15 protein-coding genes are annotated in these 18,557 nt (G+C 71.8%); 4 read left to right on the forward strand and 11 right to left on the reverse strand.

The features are described 5' to 3' along the window. The first annotated feature begins 120 nt into the window (after positions 1–120). Complete coding sequence (locus tag ACIGA3_RS16015) at positions 121–843, forward strand: TetR/AcrR family transcriptional regulator (protein ID WP_399715321.1); 723 nt, start codon at positions 121–123, stop codon at positions 841–843. Here the strand turns inward: ACIGA3_RS16015 and ACIGA3_RS16020 are convergent. Next, on the reverse strand, positions 809–1,693 hold the full coding sequence (locus tag ACIGA3_RS16020; protein ID WP_399715323.1) for a LysR family transcriptional regulator ArgP: 885 nt from the start codon (positions 1,691–1,693) through the stop codon (positions 809–811). The two genes, ACIGA3_RS16015 and ACIGA3_RS16020, sit on opposite strands and share 35 nt — an antisense overlap. 66 nt (positions 1,694–1,759) lie before the next feature. Between ACIGA3_RS16020 and ACIGA3_RS16025 the strand changes: the two genes are divergently transcribed. Together ACIGA3_RS16025 and ACIGA3_RS16030 are read left to right on the forward strand one after the other, a co-directional pair. After that, positions 1,760–2,377 (forward strand): LysE/ArgO family amino acid transporter, encoded by a 618-nt coding sequence (locus ACIGA3_RS16025; protein WP_399715326.1) that lies wholly within the window; start codon positions 1,760–1,762, stop codon positions 2,375–2,377. 95 nt (positions 2,378–2,472) lie between these two features. Next, positions 2,473–3,774 carry an MFS transporter gene (locus tag ACIGA3_RS16030; protein WP_399715329.1) on the forward strand — a complete coding sequence of 434 codons (1,302 nt, stop codon included), beginning with the start codon at positions 2,473–2,475 and terminating at the stop codon, positions 3,772–3,774. A 10-nt stretch (positions 3,775–3,784) separates the two neighbouring features. Here the strand turns inward: ACIGA3_RS16030 and ACIGA3_RS16035 are convergent, their stop codons facing one another. Continuing rightward, a complete protein-coding gene (locus ACIGA3_RS16035) occupies positions 3,785–4,240 on the reverse strand; it encodes a cyclic nucleotide-binding domain-containing protein (RefSeq protein WP_399715332.1) in 456 nt (151 codons plus the stop codon). A 261-nt stretch (positions 4,241–4,501) separates the two neighbouring features. Beyond that, positions 4,502–4,759, reverse strand: coding sequence for a hypothetical protein (locus ACIGA3_RS16040; protein WP_399715334.1), 258 nt, complete (start codon positions 4,757–4,759; stop codon positions 4,502–4,504). A gap of 151 nt (positions 4,760–4,910) precedes the next feature. On the opposite strand from ACIGA3_RS16040, the gene ACIGA3_RS16045 reads away from it, so the two are divergent. After that, on the forward strand, positions 4,911–5,348 hold the full coding sequence (locus tag ACIGA3_RS16045; protein ID WP_399715460.1) for an ATP-binding protein: 438 nt from the start codon (positions 4,911–4,913) through the stop codon (positions 5,346–5,348). An 85-nt stretch (positions 5,349–5,433) separates the two neighbouring features. Here ACIGA3_RS16045 and ACIGA3_RS16050 read toward each other — a convergent pair whose 3' ends face one another. The 8 genes from ACIGA3_RS16050 to ACIGA3_RS16085 form a co-directional block, all read right to left on the reverse strand. Beyond that, positions 5,434–7,689 carry an FUSC family protein gene (locus tag ACIGA3_RS16050; protein WP_399715336.1) on the reverse strand — a complete coding sequence of 752 codons (2,256 nt, stop codon included), beginning with the start codon at positions 7,687–7,689 and terminating at the stop codon, positions 5,434–5,436. A 174-nt stretch (positions 7,690–7,863) separates the two neighbouring features. Continuing rightward, positions 7,864–9,258 carry an NAD(P)/FAD-dependent oxidoreductase gene (locus tag ACIGA3_RS16055; protein WP_399715339.1) on the reverse strand — a complete coding sequence of 465 codons (1,395 nt, stop codon included), beginning with the start codon at positions 9,256–9,258 and terminating at the stop codon, positions 7,864–7,866. Positions 9,259–9,487: 229 nt separating this feature from the next. Beyond that, positions 9,488–9,922, reverse strand: a complete 435-nt coding sequence (locus ACIGA3_RS16060; RefSeq protein ID WP_399715342.1) for an ATP-binding protein — start codon at positions 9,920–9,922, stop codon at positions 9,488–9,490. Positions 9,923–10,064: 142 nt separating this feature from the next. Next, entirely contained in the window at positions 10,065–11,969 is a 1,905-nt protein-coding gene (locus tag ACIGA3_RS16065) for an AMP-dependent synthetase/ligase (protein ID WP_399715345.1), read from the reverse strand. Positions 11,970–12,225: 256 nt separating this feature from the next. Then, positions 12,226–14,433, reverse strand: a complete 2,208-nt coding sequence (glgB, locus tag ACIGA3_RS16070) for a 1,4-alpha-glucan branching enzyme (RefSeq protein WP_399715347.1) — start codon at positions 14,431–14,433, stop codon at positions 12,226–12,228. A 3-nt stretch (positions 14,434–14,436) separates the two neighbouring features. Continuing rightward, positions 14,437–15,789 (reverse strand): maltokinase, encoded by a 1,353-nt coding sequence (locus tag ACIGA3_RS16075; protein ID WP_399715349.1) that lies wholly within the window; start codon positions 15,787–15,789, stop codon positions 14,437–14,439. Positions 15,790–15,820: 31 nt separating this feature from the next. Further along, positions 15,821–17,539, reverse strand: coding sequence for a maltose alpha-D-glucosyltransferase (treS, locus tag ACIGA3_RS16080; RefSeq protein ID WP_399715351.1), 1,719 nt, complete (start codon positions 17,537–17,539; stop codon positions 15,821–15,823). Beyond that, positions 17,536–18,557 (reverse strand): alpha-glucosidase C-terminal domain-containing protein (locus ACIGA3_RS16085; RefSeq protein ID WP_399715354.1); only part of this gene is annotated, 1,022 nt, incomplete at its 5' end. The genes treS and ACIGA3_RS16085, both read right to left, overlap by 4 nt.

Below are 18,557 nucleotides of genomic sequence, written 5' to 3' on the forward strand. Positions count from 1 at the left end.
ACGGACGGAAAACGAGAACGGGACAGGCGCGCCTTGCCCTGAATCCAACGCCCCGCCCCGCGTTAAGGTCAATGGCGTTGGCATAAGGCCGCCCAGGCCCGCCCGGAGGAGGTCCCCGCCGTGCCCAAAGCCGTCGTGCCCGAGGAGAAGCGCCGCAGGCGCCGGCCCACCCGGAGCGGCACCGTGCTCTCCGAGGAACTGATCGTCACCACCGCGCTGCGCCTGCTGCGCGAACACGGCAGCGCCGGACTCACCGCGCGCCGCCTCGGCCTCGCCCTGGACTGCGACCCCAGCACCCTCTACCGGTACTTCCGCGGCATGGACGACCTGACCCTGGCCATCGGGGACGCCCTCATCGGCCAGGCCCTCGACGGCTGGCGGCGCACCGGCCGCTGGCGCGCCGACCTGCGCGCCATCGGGACGCGCATCCACGCCGCCTACGTCGCCCACCCCCAGGCGGCGCTGCTCACCGTCAGCCGGGTCACCGGGCGCGCCCATGAACTCGCCGTCGACGAGGCCGTGCTCGACGTCCTCGCCCGTGCCGGGTTCCCGCTGGCCGAGGCGGTGCGGGTTTACCACGCCTTCATCGACCAGACCCTCGCCTTCGCCGCCCTGGACGCCGCCACCCTGGCCCTGCCCAGCGCCTCCCAGCGCGCCGACGAGGACCAGTGGCACTCCACCTACGCCCGGCTGCCCCGCTCCACCCACCCGCGCATCGCCGAGGCCGCCCCGCTGCTGGCCCGGCAGATGGTGCACAGCGCCTACCCCACGGCGCTTCAGATGCTGCTGGACAGCGCCGCCGCCCGGCTCAGCGGCGCAGCGCCCGCGCCGCCGTCGCGCTGACCGCCTCGGCCAGCGCCGCCAGCGCGGGGGAGTCCAGCCGCCACTGCTGCCAGTACAGCGCCACGTCCAGCCACCGGCCCGGCGCCAGCGGTACGACCCGGCCCGCCGCCAGCAGCGGCTCCGCCTGCGCCTGTGGGACCAGGCCCCAGCCGAGCCCGCGCGCCACCGACTGCGCGAACCCCTCCGAGGTCGGCACGTAGTGCCGCAGCGGGCCCGCGCCCGTGCCGCCGAGCCCGCGTACGAAGGCGTCCTGGAGGTCGTCCTTGTCGTCGAAGACCATCACCGGCAGCTCGGTGAGCGCCTCCGCGAGCGGCCCGGACGGCAGCCGCGCGGCCAGCTCCGGCGCCGCCACCGGCAGATACCGCAGCCGCCCCAGCGGGCGCACCGAGCAGCCCGGCACCGGCTCCGCCGACCCCGTCACGGCCGCCATCACCAGCCCCTCGCGCAGCAGCGCCGCCGTGTGGTCCTCGTCCTCCCGGCGCAGCTCGAAACTGAGCCCCGGCACCTCGGTGAGCGCGTCCAGGAACCAGGTCGCCAGCGAGTCCGCGTTCACCGCCACCGAAACCCGCGTCGGCTCCCCGGCACCGCTCATCCCCAGCTCGTCGCGCGCGTCCCGCTCCAGCCGGGCGAGCTGCCGGGCGTACCGCACCAGGACCGCGCCGGAGTCGGTCGGCCGGACCGGCTTGGTGCGCTGGAGCAGTACCCGGCCGGTGCGCTGCTCCAGCGCCTTGACCCGCTGGCTCACCGCCGACGGCGTCACATGCAGCGCGGCGGCGGCCGCGTCGAAGGTGCCCTCGTCCACCACGGCCAGCAGCGTCCGCACCTGCTCCAGAGGAAGCTCGTTCATCATGAGAGCTAATGCTACGTAAGAATCTTTAGCTGTACGCGCGGTGATCCGGTCTCTAACGTCGAAGGCATGAACCACGCGCTCACCGCCGCGGCCGCGGGCTTCGGCACCGGCCTCTCCCTCATCGTCGCCATCGGCGCCCAGAACGCCTTCGTCCTGCGCCAGGGGGTCCGCCGGCACGCCGTCCTCGCCGTGGTGGGCATCTGCGCGCTCTCGGACGCCCTGCTCATCGCACTCGGCGTCGCCGGGGTCGGGGCGATCGTGGTGGCCTGGCCGGACGCGGTACGGGCGGTCGGCATCGTCGGCGGCGTCTTCCTGCTCTGCTACGGCGCCCTCGCCGCCCGCCGCGTCCTGCGCCCCGGCACCGGCGGACTGAACACGGACGGCGAGGCGGCCGGCTCGATCCGGCGCGCGGTGCTCACCTGTCTCGCGATGACCTGGCTCAACCCGCACGTCTACCTGGACACCGTCTTCCTGGTCGGCTCGCTCGCCGCCGACCGGGGCCCGCTGCGCTGGACCTTCGGGCTGGGCGCGGCCCTGGCCAGCCTGTGCTGGTTCGCCGCCCTCGGCCTCGGCGCCCGGCTGCTGGGCCGCGCACTGGCCCGGCCCGCCGCCTGGCGGGTGCTGGACGGGCTGGTCGCCGTCACCATGCTCGGCCTCGGCGCGATGCTGCTCACCGGGGCCTGAGACGAACGCTTGAGGTAAACGGTTCGGCGTTCGCCGGAAGTTGCTGCGATAGTGAGGCTCGAAATCGAAAGATGTATCGAGCAACCAGGACCTCCGTGGACACGAGCGAGAGCAGCAGTACCGACGCGGGCAAGACCGAGGCACCTGGCGGGGACCCGCCCGCACGCGGCTGGCGCCGCTGGGCGATGGACACCCGGCCCCTGCGGATTCCGGCCTACCGGCGCCTGTGGTCGTCGACCATCGTCACCGCCGTCGGCAGCCAGCTCACCGCCGTCGCCGTACCCAAGCAGATCTACGACATCACCCAGTCCTCGGCCTGGGTCGGCTACGCCAGCCTCGCCGGGCTCGTCCCCATGGTCGTCTTCGCGCTCTGGGGCGGGGCCGTCGCGGACACCGTGGACCGGCGCAAGCTGCTGCTGATCACCAACATCGGCATCGCGGTGACCTCGCTGCTGTTCTGGGCCCAGGCCGCCACCGGGCTGAACTCGGTGCCGGTGCTGATGATCCTGCTCGCCGCCCAGCAGGCGTTCTTCGGCCTCAACCAGCCCACCCGCAGCGCCTCCGTCGCCCGGCTGGTCCCCGCCGGGGAACTGCCCGCCGCCAACGCGCTGGGCACCACCGTCATGCAGACCGGCCTGGTCGCCGGACCGCTGCTCGCCGGGGTGCTGATCCCGGTCATCGGACTGCCCGAGCTGTACCTCATCGACGCGCTCGCGCTGACCTTCACCGTGTGGGCGGTGTTCCGGCTGCCCGCCCTGCCGCCGCTCGGCGGAGCCTCCGCCCGCCGCGCCGGGGTACGGGAGATCCTGGCCGGGTTCCGCTACATCGCCGGGCACAAGGTGCTGCTGCTGTCCTTCCTCGCCGACATCGTCGCCATGGTTTTCGGCATGCCCCGCGCCCTCTTCCCGGAGCTTGCCGCGCATACCTACCGCTCCTGGCACGAGGGGTTCGCACTCGGCCTGCTCTTCGCGGCCATGCCGGTCGGCGCGGTCCTCGGCGGTCTGTTCTCGGGCGCGTTCTCGCGAGCCCGCGGCCATGGCTGGATGGTCATCGGCTCGGTGGTCGGCTGGGGGCTGGCCGTCGTCGGGTTCGGGCTGAGCGGCAACCTGTGGGTGGCCGTCGTCTTCCTCGCCGCCGGAGGCGTGGCCGACATGGTCTCCATGGTCTTCCGGGGCGCGATCCTGCTGTCCGCCGCGACCGACGAGATGCGCGGCCGGATGCAGGGCGTCTTCACCGTGGTCGTCGCGGGCGGACCGCGCCTCGCCGACGTGCTGCACGGCACCGCCGGGTCCCTCTTCGGCCCCCGCGCCGCCGTCGCGGGCGGTGGCGCGCTGGTCGTCGTCGTCATGCTGGCGCTGGCCGCCGCGATGCCCGCGCTGCGCCGCTACCGGATCTGACCGGCGGGGCTCACAGGGGCGTGCTCCGCCGGATCGCGTACTGGTCCATCAGCTTGCCGCGTGTCGTCTCCAGCCGGTGGGCCAGGATCTCGGCCACGGTGCGCACCAGCGACAGCCCGAGCAGCGGGTCCTCCACGCACAGCGCGAGCACCGCGGGCCCCTCGAACTCGTAGGCGCGGACGTTGCTGAACGCCACCGCCCCGAAGTCCCACTCGTACGGCGGGAAGAGCCAGGACCAGCCGAGCAGGTCACCGGCGCCGAGCGTGGCCACGGTGACGTAACTCCGGGAGGTCACCTGCTGGTCCAGGGAGACCGCGCCCGAGCGGATCACCCAGAACCGGTCGGCGACGCCGCCCGCCCCGAACACCCGGGTGTCCTCCGGGAAGGAGACCTCCTTGGCCAGCTCCATCAGCCGTTCCCGCTGTGCCTGTGGCAGGGCGGTCAGCAGTTTGATCGCTTTGGTCATACGCGGGGCTCCTCACCGGCGGCCGTTCGGGTGGTTCCCTAAGCCCATTTGAGCCGCTGCCGCCGCAGGGGGCACCTCGAAGCACCGGCCGTGCGCGGGGACGCCGGGCCGCGGGCAGGAAAAAGCCCTGGCTGGACGGGGGAAACCAGCCAGGGCGGTCTGTGCGGAAGCGCGCGGAACACACGGGTACCCGGTCCGGGTCGCGCCCCGATATGGGTGAACGATAAACCACAGGGCGCGTGACCGGTAATGGCGGCGGAATCACGTGACGTGCCTCGCTCCCGTCGCTCCCGCCGGGCCGGCGTCCACGGTGTGGCTGCCCGGCGCGACGATCTCCGTCAGCACTCCGGCCACCACCTGGTACGTCAGCGCGCGCTCGGTCGCCTCCCGCGCCCGGTCCGGATCGGTGGCCGTCAGGCTCTGCGCCCGCTCCAGCCACGCCCGCTCCTCCTCGGTGGCCAGATCCCGGCCCCGCCGGATACGCCGCAACAGTTCATCCGCGTCCACGACATCACTCATGCCGGGCTCCTACCCGCTCAGCGCCCGGTGAAGGCACCCGCAGCCACGGTGTTTGACATTGCCGCGAGGGGTCAGCCGCATGGAAGAGACCCCGGCCGTCCGGGCACCGCCCGAGGAAAGACCGGGCGCCGCGCTAGGGAGGGACGACAACATGTGCGAGCAGTACGCGACCACCACCCCGGCCGTGCCTCGGCAGAGCCGCAGGACCATGGCGTACCGACCGGCCGACGCCCGCAGAACCGTACGCCGTGTGGTGACCGAGCGCTGTCGCGACCGCGCGCTGAACTGCGCCGACGAGACCCTCGAGGACGCCCTGCTGGTCGCCTCCGAGCTGACCACCAACGCCATCCTGCACGGCGGCGGCATCACCTGCTTCGAGGTCGACGTCGACACCCGCGGCGTACGGCTCTCGGTGAGCGACCGCAGCGACGAACTCCCGGACACCACCGCCCCCTTGGGCACCGAAGCCGACCGGAGCCGCACCGGCGGCCGTGGCTGGCCCATCGTCAGCCTGCTCGCCCGTGACGTACGGGTGGCGGGACTCCCGCGCGGCGGCAAGTGCGTCACCGCCGTCGTACCCCTGCGCTGAACACGCCCCGAGGCCCCCTCACACACGCCGACACCCCCTCAGCCGGCCGGCCCCAGGTGCGCCCAGGTGAGCAGCTCATCTGCCGTCACTTCTTCGCCGCCTCCACCTTCACCGGGACGCCCAGGGGGCGGGCGAGGCCGGAGACCGCTTCGTCCAGGCGTTGGAGGTGGCGGAGGACCCGGTCGGTGACGCGGCCGTAGCGGGGGGTGCCGAGGGTGCCGGGTTCCAGCATGGAGGCGATGCTCGGACCGGTCTCGAGTTCGGCGGAGGAGTGCGGGTCGCGGACGTGGTCGGCGATCGCCTCGATGTTGTGGACGATCCGGCTGCACACACCGCTCAGCCGGGGGTCGGCCGCGATCGAGGGGTGGTTCGGGAGCAGCTCGGCCGTGGCCGCGAGGGCGCGCCCGTGGTACGCGCAGGTCTCCAGCAGCGCCACCACGTACCGGGCGGTGTCCCGGCGGGAGCGCAGCGGGGTGATGGGGTGCGTCAGCGGCTTGGTCGCCGCGTGCAGATCGGCCAGCGCCTGGTCCAGATCACGCGCCCGGTCCACCAGATCCGTGTGCGGCCGCCCACTGAGCTGGTCCACGGCCGCCCGCGTCAGCTCGGCCAGCTCGTCCAGCACATCCACCAGCAGCTCATTGGTCCGCCGGTCGGTGCGCACCGGCAGCACCACCGCCGCCGTGATCACCCCGCACGCCGCGCCCAGTGCCGTCTCCTCCACCCGCAGCAGCAGCACCGACATGCTGTACGTGTTCAGCAGGGTGTACAGCAGCCCCAGCGCCGCCGTCACGAAGAACGACATCAGCGTGTACGACAGGGGAGCGGTGTAGAACATGGCGAACACACACACCAGCACCAGCGCGAACGCCGTCCACGTGTGGTGCCCCACCGCACCGGCGAGCCCGATACCGGCCACCACACCGAGAATCGTGCCGAGCAGCCGCCGGCCGCCCTTCACCAGGATCTCCCCGGTGGAGGTGGTGTTGATGAACACGATCCAGCAGGTCAGCACCGCCCAGTACCACCGCTGATGGGACAGCAGCTCACCGCCCGCGATGGCCAGCGTCGACCCCACCGCCACCTGCACGGCCGCCCGCGTCGTGGGCCGCCTCAGCCCCGTCTGCTCGGCCTTCTCCGCGTCGGTGTCCTCGCTGACCTCGATCGCCGCGTCCTCGGCGTCCAGCTCCTCACGGGACCGGGCCGTCGCCGGGCTGTCGTCGGACTCGTCCTGCGGCCCGTCCAGCGCGGTCCGCAGACCCAGCACCGCGCGCGCCGCCTCACCGATGCCGCGGAAGACGTCCTGCACGGCAGGCGACGCCTCGGGCAGATTGTCCTCCTCGCGGTAGCCGAGCAGCCGGTTGCGGACCTGCGCCAGCGCCGTACCCGAGGTCTCGCCCACCGGACGCAGCACCAGCAGCCGCAGCGCACTCAGATCCCGGCGCAGCAGCTCCGTCGACGCGTCCCGCACCGGCAGCACCCCGATCGATGGCAGCGGCGCGCCCGGCAGATGCAGGGTGAGGGTGTCGGTCCGCTCGGCGCTGCGCGCGGTGAGCAGCATCAGCCCCAGCCGCTCGGCGGCGATCTCGGCGTCCGCGATACGGCGCTGCAACAGCCGGGCCACCGCCTCGTCCGAGGTACCGCGCTCCAGCCGGCCCTGGATCATCAGCGCCGTCTCGTGCAGCCGCGCGGTCCCGGTGCGCAGATCCTCCACGATTTTGTCGACGTCCTCGGGACCCGCGTCCAGCAGCTCGATCTGCGTGCCCAGCAACTGGCCCAGCCGGGCCCGGAAGGCCCGCCGCAACCGGTCCAGCGTCCCCGCCTCCGTCTGCGGCATCAGCACGAACCGCGCGAAGGCGCTGCACCCGACCGCCACCGCGATCACCACGTACAAGGAGGGCAGCGCCGGCACCGTCGCCCGGACGAACAGCGACAGGAAGTAGACCTGGAAGCCGATCAGACCCAGCCCCGTGGCCCGCTCGCCGAACCGGCGCCCGTAGACGGCCGCGAAGATGAGCAGCAGGAAGGAGATGTCGCTGACCAGCGGCCACCGGTTCAGGACCGCGCCCAGCGACACCGACGCCAGCGCCACCGGAAGACACAGCGCCAGCGTGACACCCTGCTTGGCGCGGTCGGTCTCCCGGACGGCGAACGTCGACGACATCGCCGCCATCGCGCCCGCGACCAGCTGGGGCACCGGGAAGCGCAGCACGCCCAGCACGAAGAGGGTGAGGGCGATCGCGGCCACCGTGCGCAGACCCGCCGTCAGCCGCAGCAGTCCCGGATCGGACGCGGCGAGCCGGTCCCACAGCCGTACCAGAAGCGCCCGTCCCCTTGCCTTCACGCCGCCGCGCTCTCTCTTCCGTGCCGGACCATGATCTACGACCCAGGATGTCACGACGCCCCGCCCGACTCGCCGCCGGCCAGCGGATACGTCGCCGAAGGCGCGTGCCCGCAGCCGCCGGAGGCCGCCGCCCCCACGACGGGGCGGCGGCCTCCGGCGGCCCGGCTCACCTCATCAGCCCCCGGTCACCTTCCCCCGCACCTTGCCCTCCGCCTCGGCCGTCCGCACCTCGCTGCGCACCTGGTCCGGCGTCAGATAGGAGTCCGTGTACTCGAAGTCCTTCAGCTGGGCGGGCTTGCGGGCCTGGAAGCCGGTACGGACGAAATCGTCCCCGGCGACGGCGTTCAGCACCCAGTTCACCAGCACCCGCGCCTTGGCGACCCCGGTGCGCAGCGCCGACCAGTGGTAGCCGCGCGCCACGATCTGGGCGAGGATGCCGCGCAGCTCGATCCCGAGCGGCCGGGACACCGCGTCCTTGCCGCCGAGGTCGACGACGAGACCCAGGTCCTTGTGGACGTACGGCTCCAGCGGCTCACCGCGCAGTGAGGCGATGATGTTGTCCGCGACCTTCGGGCCCTGCCGCATCGCGTGCTGCGCGGTCGGCGGGCAGATCGCGCCCTTCTCGCCCTTGGCCAGATCGGGCACGGCCGCCGCGTCGCCGAGCGCGAACACCCCGTCGTGCCCCGGCACCGTCATCTCCGGGGTCACCGCGAGCCGCCCGCGCACCGTCTCCGCGTCCATCGTGCCGATCAGCGGACTGGCGACGACGCCGGCCGTCCAGATCAGGGTGTGCGTCGGGATCACCCGGCCGTCGGTGAACGTGACCTCGTCCTCGGTCACCTTCGCCACGGACACACCCAGCGAGACGTCGATACCCCGGTCGCGCAGGATCTTCAGCGCCTGCTTGCCGAGCCGGTCGCCCAGCTCCGGCATCAGCTTCGGCGCGATGTCGATCAGATGCCAGCGGATCAGACTCGGGTCCAGCCGCGGATAGCGCCGGACCGCCGCGTGGGTGAGGCGCTGGAGGCAGGCCGCCGTCTCCGTACCCGCGTATCCGCCGCCGACCACCACGAACTGCAGCCGCGCCGCCCGCTCCTCCGGGTCGTCGCTGGCGTCCGCGAGGTCGAGCTGCGAGATGACGTGGTCGCGGATGTACGCGGCCTCCGCGAGGGTCTTCATCCCGAAGGCGTGCTCGGCGAGGCCGGGGATGTCGAAGGTGCGGGTCACACTGCCCGGCGCCAGCACCAGATAGTCGTAGGGCTCGTTGACGATCTCGTCGGTGATGGTGCGGATGACGCACACCTTCGCCGCCAGATCCACCCCGATCGCCCCGCCCGGAATGATCCGGGTGCGGTACTTCTTGCTGCGGCGCAGCGAGACGGCGATCGACTGCGGCGTCAGCACGCCGGAGGCGACCTGGGGCAGCAGCGGAAGGTAGAGCTGGTAGGAGAACGGCGTCACCAGGGCGACGTCCGCCTCGTCAGGGCCGAGTTTGCGCTCCAGTCGGCGAACGCACTCGACTCCGGCGAAGCCTGCGCCGATCACCAGAATCCTGGGTCGTCGTGTCACGGTGTTCTTCCCTTCTGCGGCTCCCGTCGGTCCGGATGGACGCCGTTCGCATGCCCTGGACCACTGTCACCACACCCGATCCCACCGCGCCCCGAGCCGTTCCGCCAGTCGGAAGCGCCCGGCAGCGAACGCGTGGGCAGCAGCCTGCCCCTCCACGCACCGGAGTAACCCGATTCCGCACAGGTACACCTCGCACCGCCGTGACCACCGCAGTGACCACCGCGGAGGCTCACCACGGCAGGAAGACGTGGATGTCCTTGCCGTCCTCCACCACCACCACGCTCACCTGGTCGCACAGCGTGTGCACCAGATGCCAGCCGATGCCCCCGCCGCCCGAACTCGGCCTGAAGGGACGCGGCTCGGGCACCACCGTGCTGGTGTCGTGCATGGTCACATGCACCCCGTCGAAGGTGCGCCGCATCCGCAGCCCGAACGGCCCCGGCGCGAACTGGATCGCGTTGGCCGCCAGCTCCGTGACCACCAGCAGGATGTCGTCCCAGTACTCCGGCGCCACGGGCGGCGCGTCACGGGCGAGCTTGCGGAGGAACTCCTCCGCGGCCAGCCGCGCGCCCGTCACGTTCGGCAGCTCGCCGGGAAAGGAGTACGCACGCTCGTGCGCCCTCTCGGAGGGAGGGGTGCCGTCCCAACGCCGCTCTGTCGCCATCTCGTATTCCCCGCCGTCCCCCGGAGCGGGTCGGGCTCGGTCCCCGCGCTCCGGGGCGGTCATCGTCGCTGGTCAGTTCACCAGGGCGGGTTCCCAGCGCCACGCGGATTACGCGTGGACGCGCCACCGGACGGGCACCGGTTCACCGGAACACGTCGTCCGGCTCGTCCCAGTCCGCCGGTTCCGGGCCGCGCCCGGCCCGCGCGGCACGCGAACGCGCCTTGTACATCGCGTCGATCTCGGCCGCGTAGTGCCGCGCTATGGCGTCCCGGCGCAGCTTCAGCGACGGCGTCAGCAGCCCGTTGTCCGGGGCGAACGGCTCCTGCACGACCCGGTAGACCCGGATGGACTCGGCGCGGGACACCGCGCTGTTGGCCGAGGCGACCGCGCGGGCCAGCTCCTCGCGCAGCGCGTTCTCCTCCCGGCTCTCCCGCCCCTCGAAGTCGCCCTGGAGCGCCAGCGCGGCCCGCCAGTGCGCGAGGAACTCCGGGTCCAGGGTGATCAGCGCGCCCATGCACGGCCGGTCCTCGCCGACGACCACCGCCTGGTGGATCAGCGGGTGCATGCGCAGCCGCTGCTCCAGCGGCGCGGGCGCCACGCTCTTGCCGCTGGAGGTGATGATGACGTCCTTCTTGCGGCCGGTGATGGTCAGATACCCCTCCCGGTCCAGCCGCCCGATGTCCCCGGTCGCCAGCCAGCCCCCGCGCAGCACGCTCCGGGTGCGCGCCTCGTCGCCGATGTAGCCCTGGAACACCGACGGGCCGTGCACCAGGATCTCCCCGTCCTCGGCCACCCGGACCTCGGTGCCCGGCAGCGGCACGCCCACGGTCCCCGACTTCTCCCGGCCCAGCGGCTGCATGGTGATCCCGCCGGAGGTCTCCGTCAGCCCGTAGCCGTCGTGGATGTACAGGCCGATGCCCTCGAAGAACAGCGACAGTTCGCGGCTCAGCGAGGACCCGCCCGAGGTGCCCCGCCGGGCCCGGCCGCCCAGCGCGGAACGCAGCTTCCGGTACACCGTCCGCTCGTACAGGGCGTGCTGGAGCCGCAGATCCAGGCCGGGTCCCGTCCCGATGCCGAGGCGGCCGCGCTCCTCGGACTCCGCGAAGTCCCGCGCGGTCTGCGCCGCCCGCTCGAACAACGCGCCCCGGCCCGCCTGCTGAGCCGTCCTCAGGAAAGTCTTGTACAGCTTCTCGAACACCGAGGGGACACCGTAGAGATACGTCGGCCGGAAGGTGCTCAGCGCCGAGGCGAGGGCCTCCTCGGACATCTCCGGCTCGTGCGCCATCAGGATGCCGCCGCGCAGACACAGCGTCTGGATCATGATCCCGTACACATGCGAGAACGGCAGGAACGCCAGCACCGAGGGCTGCTCGCCCGGCTGCGCGGCCGTCTGGCCCCACCCCGTCAGCAGCACGTCGCAGGAGTACGCCAGCCCGCGGTGGCTCAGGGCGCAGCCCATCGGGCGCCCGGTGGCGCCGGAGGTGTAGGTGACCGCCGCGGTGGAGTCCGGCAGCACGATCCGGCGCAGCGACTCCACGGTGGTCAGCGGGATGTCCACGCCCCGCTCGGTGAGTTCGGGCAGCGCGCCCGCGTCCAGCTGCCAGACGTGCCTGAGCCGGGGCAGTACCGCGCACACCGTGCCGACGGTCATCACGCCCAGCTCGTCCTCGACCGCCACGGCCACGCAGCCGGCGTCCCGCAGGATCCACTCGACCTGGTCCCGCGAGGAGGTCGGATGGATCGGGACGATCTCCGCGCCCACGGTCCACAGGGCGTGCGCCAGCACCGTCCACTCGTAACGGTTGCGGGCCATCAGGGCCACCCGGTGGCCCGGCGAGATCCCGGCGGCCACCAGCCCCTTGGCCAGCCCGACCACCTCGTCCCGCAGTTCGGCCGCCGTGACCGTCTCCCACTCGCCCGCGGCGGACCTCGCGTGCCGGGCGAGCAGCGGCAGTCCGGGATTCTTCTCGGCTTTCTCGAAGACGGTGTCGGCGAGCCCGCCGGCGGGCGGCGGGAACGCTGCCGGAGCGGAGGCGACGTCGCGCATGCGCTGCTCCTGGGAGTACGGAGGGTGACCCCGCCGATCGGCTCTGTGTCGGCGGTGCACGAATGTAGCGCGGGGAAGCGGTTTCGGTGGGGGGAAGGACAAAGTCGTGATCCGCTGATGACCTGCGGGTGTCCGGTGGGTCCCGGGTGCCGCCGTTCCGTGCGGGTATCGGCGCGGGCGCCCGGACACGGCGAGAGGGGCGGCCGGGGGTCCGTACGACCCCGGCCGCCCCTCGTCGGGCGCCGGTGCGGCGGGCTCAGCGGGCGGGCGTGAGCCAGACCGTGGACAGCGGCGGCAGCGTCAGGCGCAGCCGGCCGTCCTCGGGGCAGAGCTTGCCCGCGTCACCGACCTGGACGCCGCTCCCGCCGTACCGGACCGCGTCGGTGTTCAGCGCCTCCTGCCAGGCCGGCACCTGCTCGGGTGCCCAGAGCCGGTAGTCCTCCCGGACCACGGGCGAGAAGTTCGACACCGCCAGCAGGGGAGTGCCGTCCCCGGCGTACCGGACGAACGCGAAGACGTTGTCGTCGGCCGCGTCGCACATGGACCACTGGAAGCCGCCCGGATCGGTGTCCCGCTCCCACAGCGCCGGGGCGTCCCGGTACACCGTGTTCAGGTCCCGCACCAGGTCCCGCATGCCCAGGTGGTCGGCCGCCGAGTGATAGTCACCGTCGAGCAGCCACCACTCGGGCCCGTGCTTCTCCGACCACTCCGCGCCCTGCGCGAACTCCTGTCCCATGAACAGCAGTTGCTTGCCGGGGTGGGCCCACATGAAGCCCAGGTACGCCCGGTGGTTCGCGCGCCGCTGCCACCAGTCGCCCGGCATCTTCGACACCAGCGCCTGCTTGCCGTGCACCACCTCGTCGTGCGAGATCGGCAGCACGTAGTTCTCGCTGTACGCGTACACCATCGAGAACGTCATGTCGTGGTGGTGGTACTTGCGGTGCACCGGCTCCTTCTGCACGTACTCCAGCGAGTCGTGCATCCAGCCCATGTTCCACTTCAGCCCGAACCCCAGGCCGCCGCTGTCGGTGGGCCGGGTCACGCCCTCCCACGCCGTCGACTCCTCGGCGATGGTCACCACACCGGGGCAGCGCCGGTAGACGGTCGCGTTCATCTCCTGGAGGAAGGCGACCGCGTCCAGGTCCTCGCGCCCGCCGAAGACGTTCGGCGCCCACTGCCCCGAGTCACGCGAGTAGTCGAGGTAGAGCATCGAGGCGACGGCGTCCACGCGGAGCCCGTCGATGTGGAACTCCTCGCACCAGTACACCGCGTTGGCGACCAGGAAGTTGCGCACCTCGGTCCGGCCGAAGTCGAACTCGTACGTCCCCCAGTCCGGGTGCTCCGCCCGCCGGGAGTCTCCGGGCTCGTACAGCGGGTCCCCGTCGAACCGGGCCAGCGCCCAGTCGTCCTTGGGGAAGTGGGCCGGCACCCAGTCCATGATCACGCCGATGCCCGCCCGGTGCAGCGCGTCCACCAGGAACTTGAAGTCGTCCGGCGAGCCGAGGCGGGGCGTGGGCGCGTAGTACGAGGTGACCTGGTAGCCCCAGGAGCCGCTGAAGGGGTGCCCGGCGACCGGCATCAGCTCCACATGCGTGAAGCCCAGGTCCTTCACGTACGCGGGCAGTTCCGCCGCCAGCTCGCGGTAGGTCAGCCCCGGCCGCCAGGACGGCAGATGCACCTCGTACACCGACATCGGCGCCTGGTGCACGGGGGTGTCACCCCGGTGCGCCATCCACTGGTCGTCGTTCCACGCGTAGCGGGAGGAGGTGACGACGGAGGCGGTGTCCGGCGGGACCTCCGTGAGCCGGGCCATCGGGTCCGCCTTCAGGAACCGGTGGCCGTACCGGGAGGTGATCTCGAACTTGTACCTGGCGCCCTCGCCGATCCCCGGCAGGAACACCTCCCACACCCCGGCCGCGCCCAGCGAGCGCATCGGGTACTGCGTGCCGTCCCAGAACGTGAAGTCCCCGGCCAGCCGCACCCCCTGGGCGTTCGGTGCCCACACCGTGAACCGGGTGCCCGCGACGCCCTCGTGGGTCATCGGCTCGGCGCCCAGCGCCTTCCACAGCTCCTCGTGCCGGCCCTCACGGATCAGATGCAGGTCCAGCTCACCGAGCGAGGGCGCGAAACGGTACGGGTCGTGCACCGTCCGCTCGCCGTTTTCGTATGCCACCACCAGCTCGTACGCGGGGATCTCCGGGTACGGCAGCACGGCGGAGAACAGACCGTCGCCCTCCGAGGCCAGCGGCGAGCGCACCCCGTCGGCCAGGACGCTCACACCGAGCGCGTTCGGGCGCAGGGCGCGGAACAGGACACCGCCCGGTACCGGGTGCGCGCCCAGCAGGGCGTGCGGATCGTGATGCGCGCCGCCCAGCAGACGGTCGCGCTCGACGCCCTCCAGGGCGACGGCCGAGGTGCGGACGGGGCCCGAGGACTCGGGCAGCGAAGTGTCGCGCAGTGCCATGATTCAGCCTCTCCACTCGGCGAGCCGCTCGATCGCTGCCATCGGGACCGGAAGCCAGTCCGGCCGGTGTCTCGCCTCGTACAGCACCTCGTACACCGCCCTGTCCGTTTCGTGCGCGCGCAGCAGCGCGTGCTCCTTGCGTGGGTCCCAGCCCGCACGGGCCGCGTAGCCCGCGCAGAACGCCTCCCGGCAGCGGCTCGCCCACTCGGGCCGCCAGGGGCGGCGCTGCCGGGCCGCGTAGTCGAAGGAGCGCAGCATCCCGGCGATGTCACGCACCGGGGACTGCGCGGTCCGCCGCTCGGCGAGCGGACGGGAGGGCTCGCCCTCGAAGTCGATGACGAACCAGTCGGGCCCGGCGCGCAGCACCTGCCCCAGGTGCAGATCGCCGTGGACGCGCTGGGCGGCCGGACCGGAGTCGTGGACGGCCAGGGCCCCGAACGCGGCCCGCAGCCCGGGCACATAGGGCCGCAGCCCCGGCACCGCCCTCGCCGCCGCGTCGACCCGCGCGCACATCGCCTCGGCCGTGACGCCGTTCTCCTCCCCGCCGGCCGCCGGGAACGCCCCGGCCAGCGCGAGGTGCACCTCGGCCATGGCACCGCCCAGCTCGCTCGCCTCGGCGGTGAAGTCCTCGCCCCGGGCCAGCGCTCGCAGCGCCAGCTCCCAGCCGTCGACCGCGTCCGGCAGGAACGGCTGGAGCACACCCAGCGTGGCCGGGCGCGGCGCGGTGGTGCAGAACCACGCGACCGGCGCGGGCACCCGCGCACAGCCCTGCGCGGCCAGCGCCTGCGGCACCTCCAGATCCGGGTTGACGCCGGGCTGGATACGGCGGAACACCTTCAGGATGTAGGAATCGCCGTACACGATCGAGGAGTTGGACTGCTCGCTGGTCAGCAGCCGGGGCGCCAGGCCGCCGGGCACATCGGCGGCCGCGTCCACCTCGAAGCGGAGCGGGCCCGCGTTGCCGGGCTGCCGCAGCCGCTCCAGCAGCAGGTGCGCGCAGCGCGGGTCGTGCAGCGCGTCGTACACGTGGAGCCCGGCCAGCGGGCCGTGCTCGGCGCGCCCGATGAGCGCCCGCTCCAGGCTCGGCGCCGGCCGCTCGCGCAGGCCCAGCAGCAGCTGGTAGCAGTCGCCGGGCGGGGGAGTGCCGCCCGGCGCGTGCGAGGCGTTCACCAGCAGGTGCAGGCAGCCCGGGAACAGCTCGGTGACGGACAGCACCGACAGATCGGTGGCCGGCCGGTCCTTGCCCGCGAACCAGCGCTGCCGGGGCAGCCACTCGCGCAACAGGCCGCCCAGCGAGGCCAGGAGCCCGTCGGCGCCGGTCGCCGCCGGGGGGCTGAGGGTGATGGTCTTCGGCATGGTGACGCGTCCTTTCCTCGGCGCCGGGCGCTCAGCGGCGGCGGCCGATGCGGGATGCGGGTCGGGTGAGCCGGAACCAGTAGAAGCCGTGCCCCGCGAGGGTCAGCAGATACGGCAGCTCACCGATGGCCGGGAACTTCACCCCGCCGATCAGCTCCACCGGGTGCCGCCCGTCGAAGGCCCGCAGATCCAGCTCGGTGGGCTGCGCGAAGCGGGAGAAATTGTGCACGCACAGCACCAGGTCGTCGCCGTACTCGCGCAGGAAGGCCAGCACCGCCGGGTTGGACGAGGCGAGTTCCGTGAACGAGCCCAGTCCGAAGGCGTGGTTCTGTTTGCGGATCTCGATCATGCGGCGGGTCCAGTGCAGGAGGCTGGACGGGGAGGACATGGAGGCTTCGACGTTGGTGACCTGGTAGCCGTGGACCGGGTCCATGATCGTGGGGAGGAAGAGGCGGCCGGGGTCGCAGGAGGAGAAGCCGGCGTTGCGGTCGGGGGTCCATTGCATGGGGGTGCGGACGGCGTCGCGGTCGCCGAGCCAGATGTTGTCGCCCATGCCGATCTCGTCGCCGTAGTAGAGGATCGGCGAGCCGGGCAGGGAGAGCAGGAGGGCGGTGAACAGCTCGATCTGGTTGCGGTCGTTGTCCAGCAGAGGGGCGAGCCGCCTGCGGATGCCGATGTTGGCGCGCATACGCGGGTCTTTCGCGTATTCGGCCCACATGTAGTCGCGTTCCTCGTCGGTGACCATTTCGAGGGTCAGCTCGTCGTGGTTGCGCAGGAAGATGCCCCACTGGCAGTTCGTGGGGATCGCGGGGGTCTTGGCGAGGATCTCGGAGACCGGGTAGCGGGATTCGCGTCGTACGGCCATGAAGATGCGGGGCATGACCGGGAAGTGGAACGCCATGTGGCATTCGTCGCCGCCGGTCGAGTAGTCGCCGAAGTAGTCGACGACGTCCTCGGGCCACTGATTGGCCTCCGCCAGCAGCACGGTGTCCGGGTACTGGGCGTCGATCTCGCTCCGGACGCGCTTGAGGAAGGCATGCGAGGCGGGCAGGTTCTCGCAGTTGGTGCCCTCGGCCGCGTAGAGGTACGGCACCGCGTCCAGCCGGAAGCCGTCGATGCCGAGGTCCAGCCAGAACCGCAGGGCGGCCAGGATCTCCTCCTGCACGGCCGGGTTCTCGTAGTTCAGATCGGGCTGGTGCGAGAAGAAGCGGTGGAAGAAGTACTGTCCGCGCACCGGGTCGAAGGTCCAGTTGGAGACCTCGGTGTCGACGAAGATGATGCGGGCGTCCTGGTACTGCTTGTCGTCGTCGGCCCACATGTAGTAGTCGCCGTAGGGGCCTTCGGGGTTGTTGCGGGACTCCTGGAACCACGGGTGCTGGTCACTGGTGTGGTTCATGACGAAGTCGATGATGACCCGCATGCCCCGCTGATGGGCCGCGTCCACGAACTCCACGAAGTCCGCGAGGTCCCCGAACTCGGGAAGGACCGAGGTGTAGTCGGAGACGTCGTAACCACCGTCACGCAAAGGGGACTTGAAGAACGGCGGGAGCCACAGGCAGTCCACGCCGAGCCACTGGAGATAGTCGAGCTTGGCGGTCAGACCCTGCAGATCGCCGACACCGTCGCCGTCGCTGTCGTGGAAGGAGCGGACCAGGACTTCATAGAAGACGGCACGCTTGAACCACTCGGGGTCCCGGTCCTTGGCCGGAGTGTCCTCGAAAGTGTCCGGCACGGGTTCGTTGACGGTCATGACGCTGCAGGCCCTCCGATCTGGGACGTCGCCGGCTCGGCACGCAGGACGTGCGCGGGGGCGCGGCCGGGGCTGAGGCACACGTAGTTGTCGCGGCCCCAGTGGTAGGTCTCGCCCGTCAGTTCGTCGTGCACGGACAGGGCGTCGTTCCAGTCCAGGCCGAGTCGCGGCAGGTCCAACGAGACCGTGGCCTCCTGGGTGTGGTGCGGGTCGAGATTGACGACCACGATGACCGTGTCGTCGCCGGTGCTCTTGCTGAACGCGAGCACGGAGTCGTTGTCGGTGTGGTGGAAGCGGAGATTCCGCAGCTGGCGCAGGGAGGGGTGCCGGCGGCGGATCTCGTTCAGGCTGGTGATGAGGGGGGCGATGGTGCGTCCCTCACGGGCGGCGGCTTCCCAGTCCCGGCGTTCGAGCTGGTACTTCTCGGAGTTCAGGTACTCCTCGCTGCCAGGCTTGAGCGCCTGGTTCTCGCAGAGTTCGTAGCCGCTGTAGATGCCCCAGGCGGGGGAGAGGGTGGCCGCGAGGACGGCGCGGATCTCGAAGGCGGGGCGGCCGCCCTGCTGGAGGTAGGCGTGCAGGATGTCGGGGGTGTTGGCGAAGAAGTTGGGCCGCATGTAGGCGGCCGAATCCCCGGAGAGTTCGGTGAGGTACTCGGTCAGTTCCTGCTTGCTGTTGCGCCAGGTGAAGTAGGTGTAGGACTGCTGGAAGCCGACCTGGGCGAGGGTGTGCATCATCGCGGGGCGGGTGAACGCCTCCGCCAGGAAGATGACGTCCGGGTCGGCGCGGTTGATCTCCCCGATCACCCGCTCCCAGAACACCACCGGCTTGGTGTGCGGGTTGTCGACGCGGAAGATCCGTACCCCGTGCTCCATCCAGTGCCGCAGCACCCGCACGGTCTCCGTCACCAGGCCGTCCATGTCGGCGTCGAAGGCGACCGGGTAGATGTCCTGGTACTTCTTCGGCGGGTTCTCCGCGTACGCGATGGTGCCGTCGGCGCGGTGGTGGAACCACTGCGGGT

It is taken from the genome of Streptomyces sp. NPDC085596 (assembly GCF_044541565.1).
GTDB lineage: Bacteria > Actinomycetota > Actinomycetes > Streptomycetales > Streptomycetaceae > Streptomyces.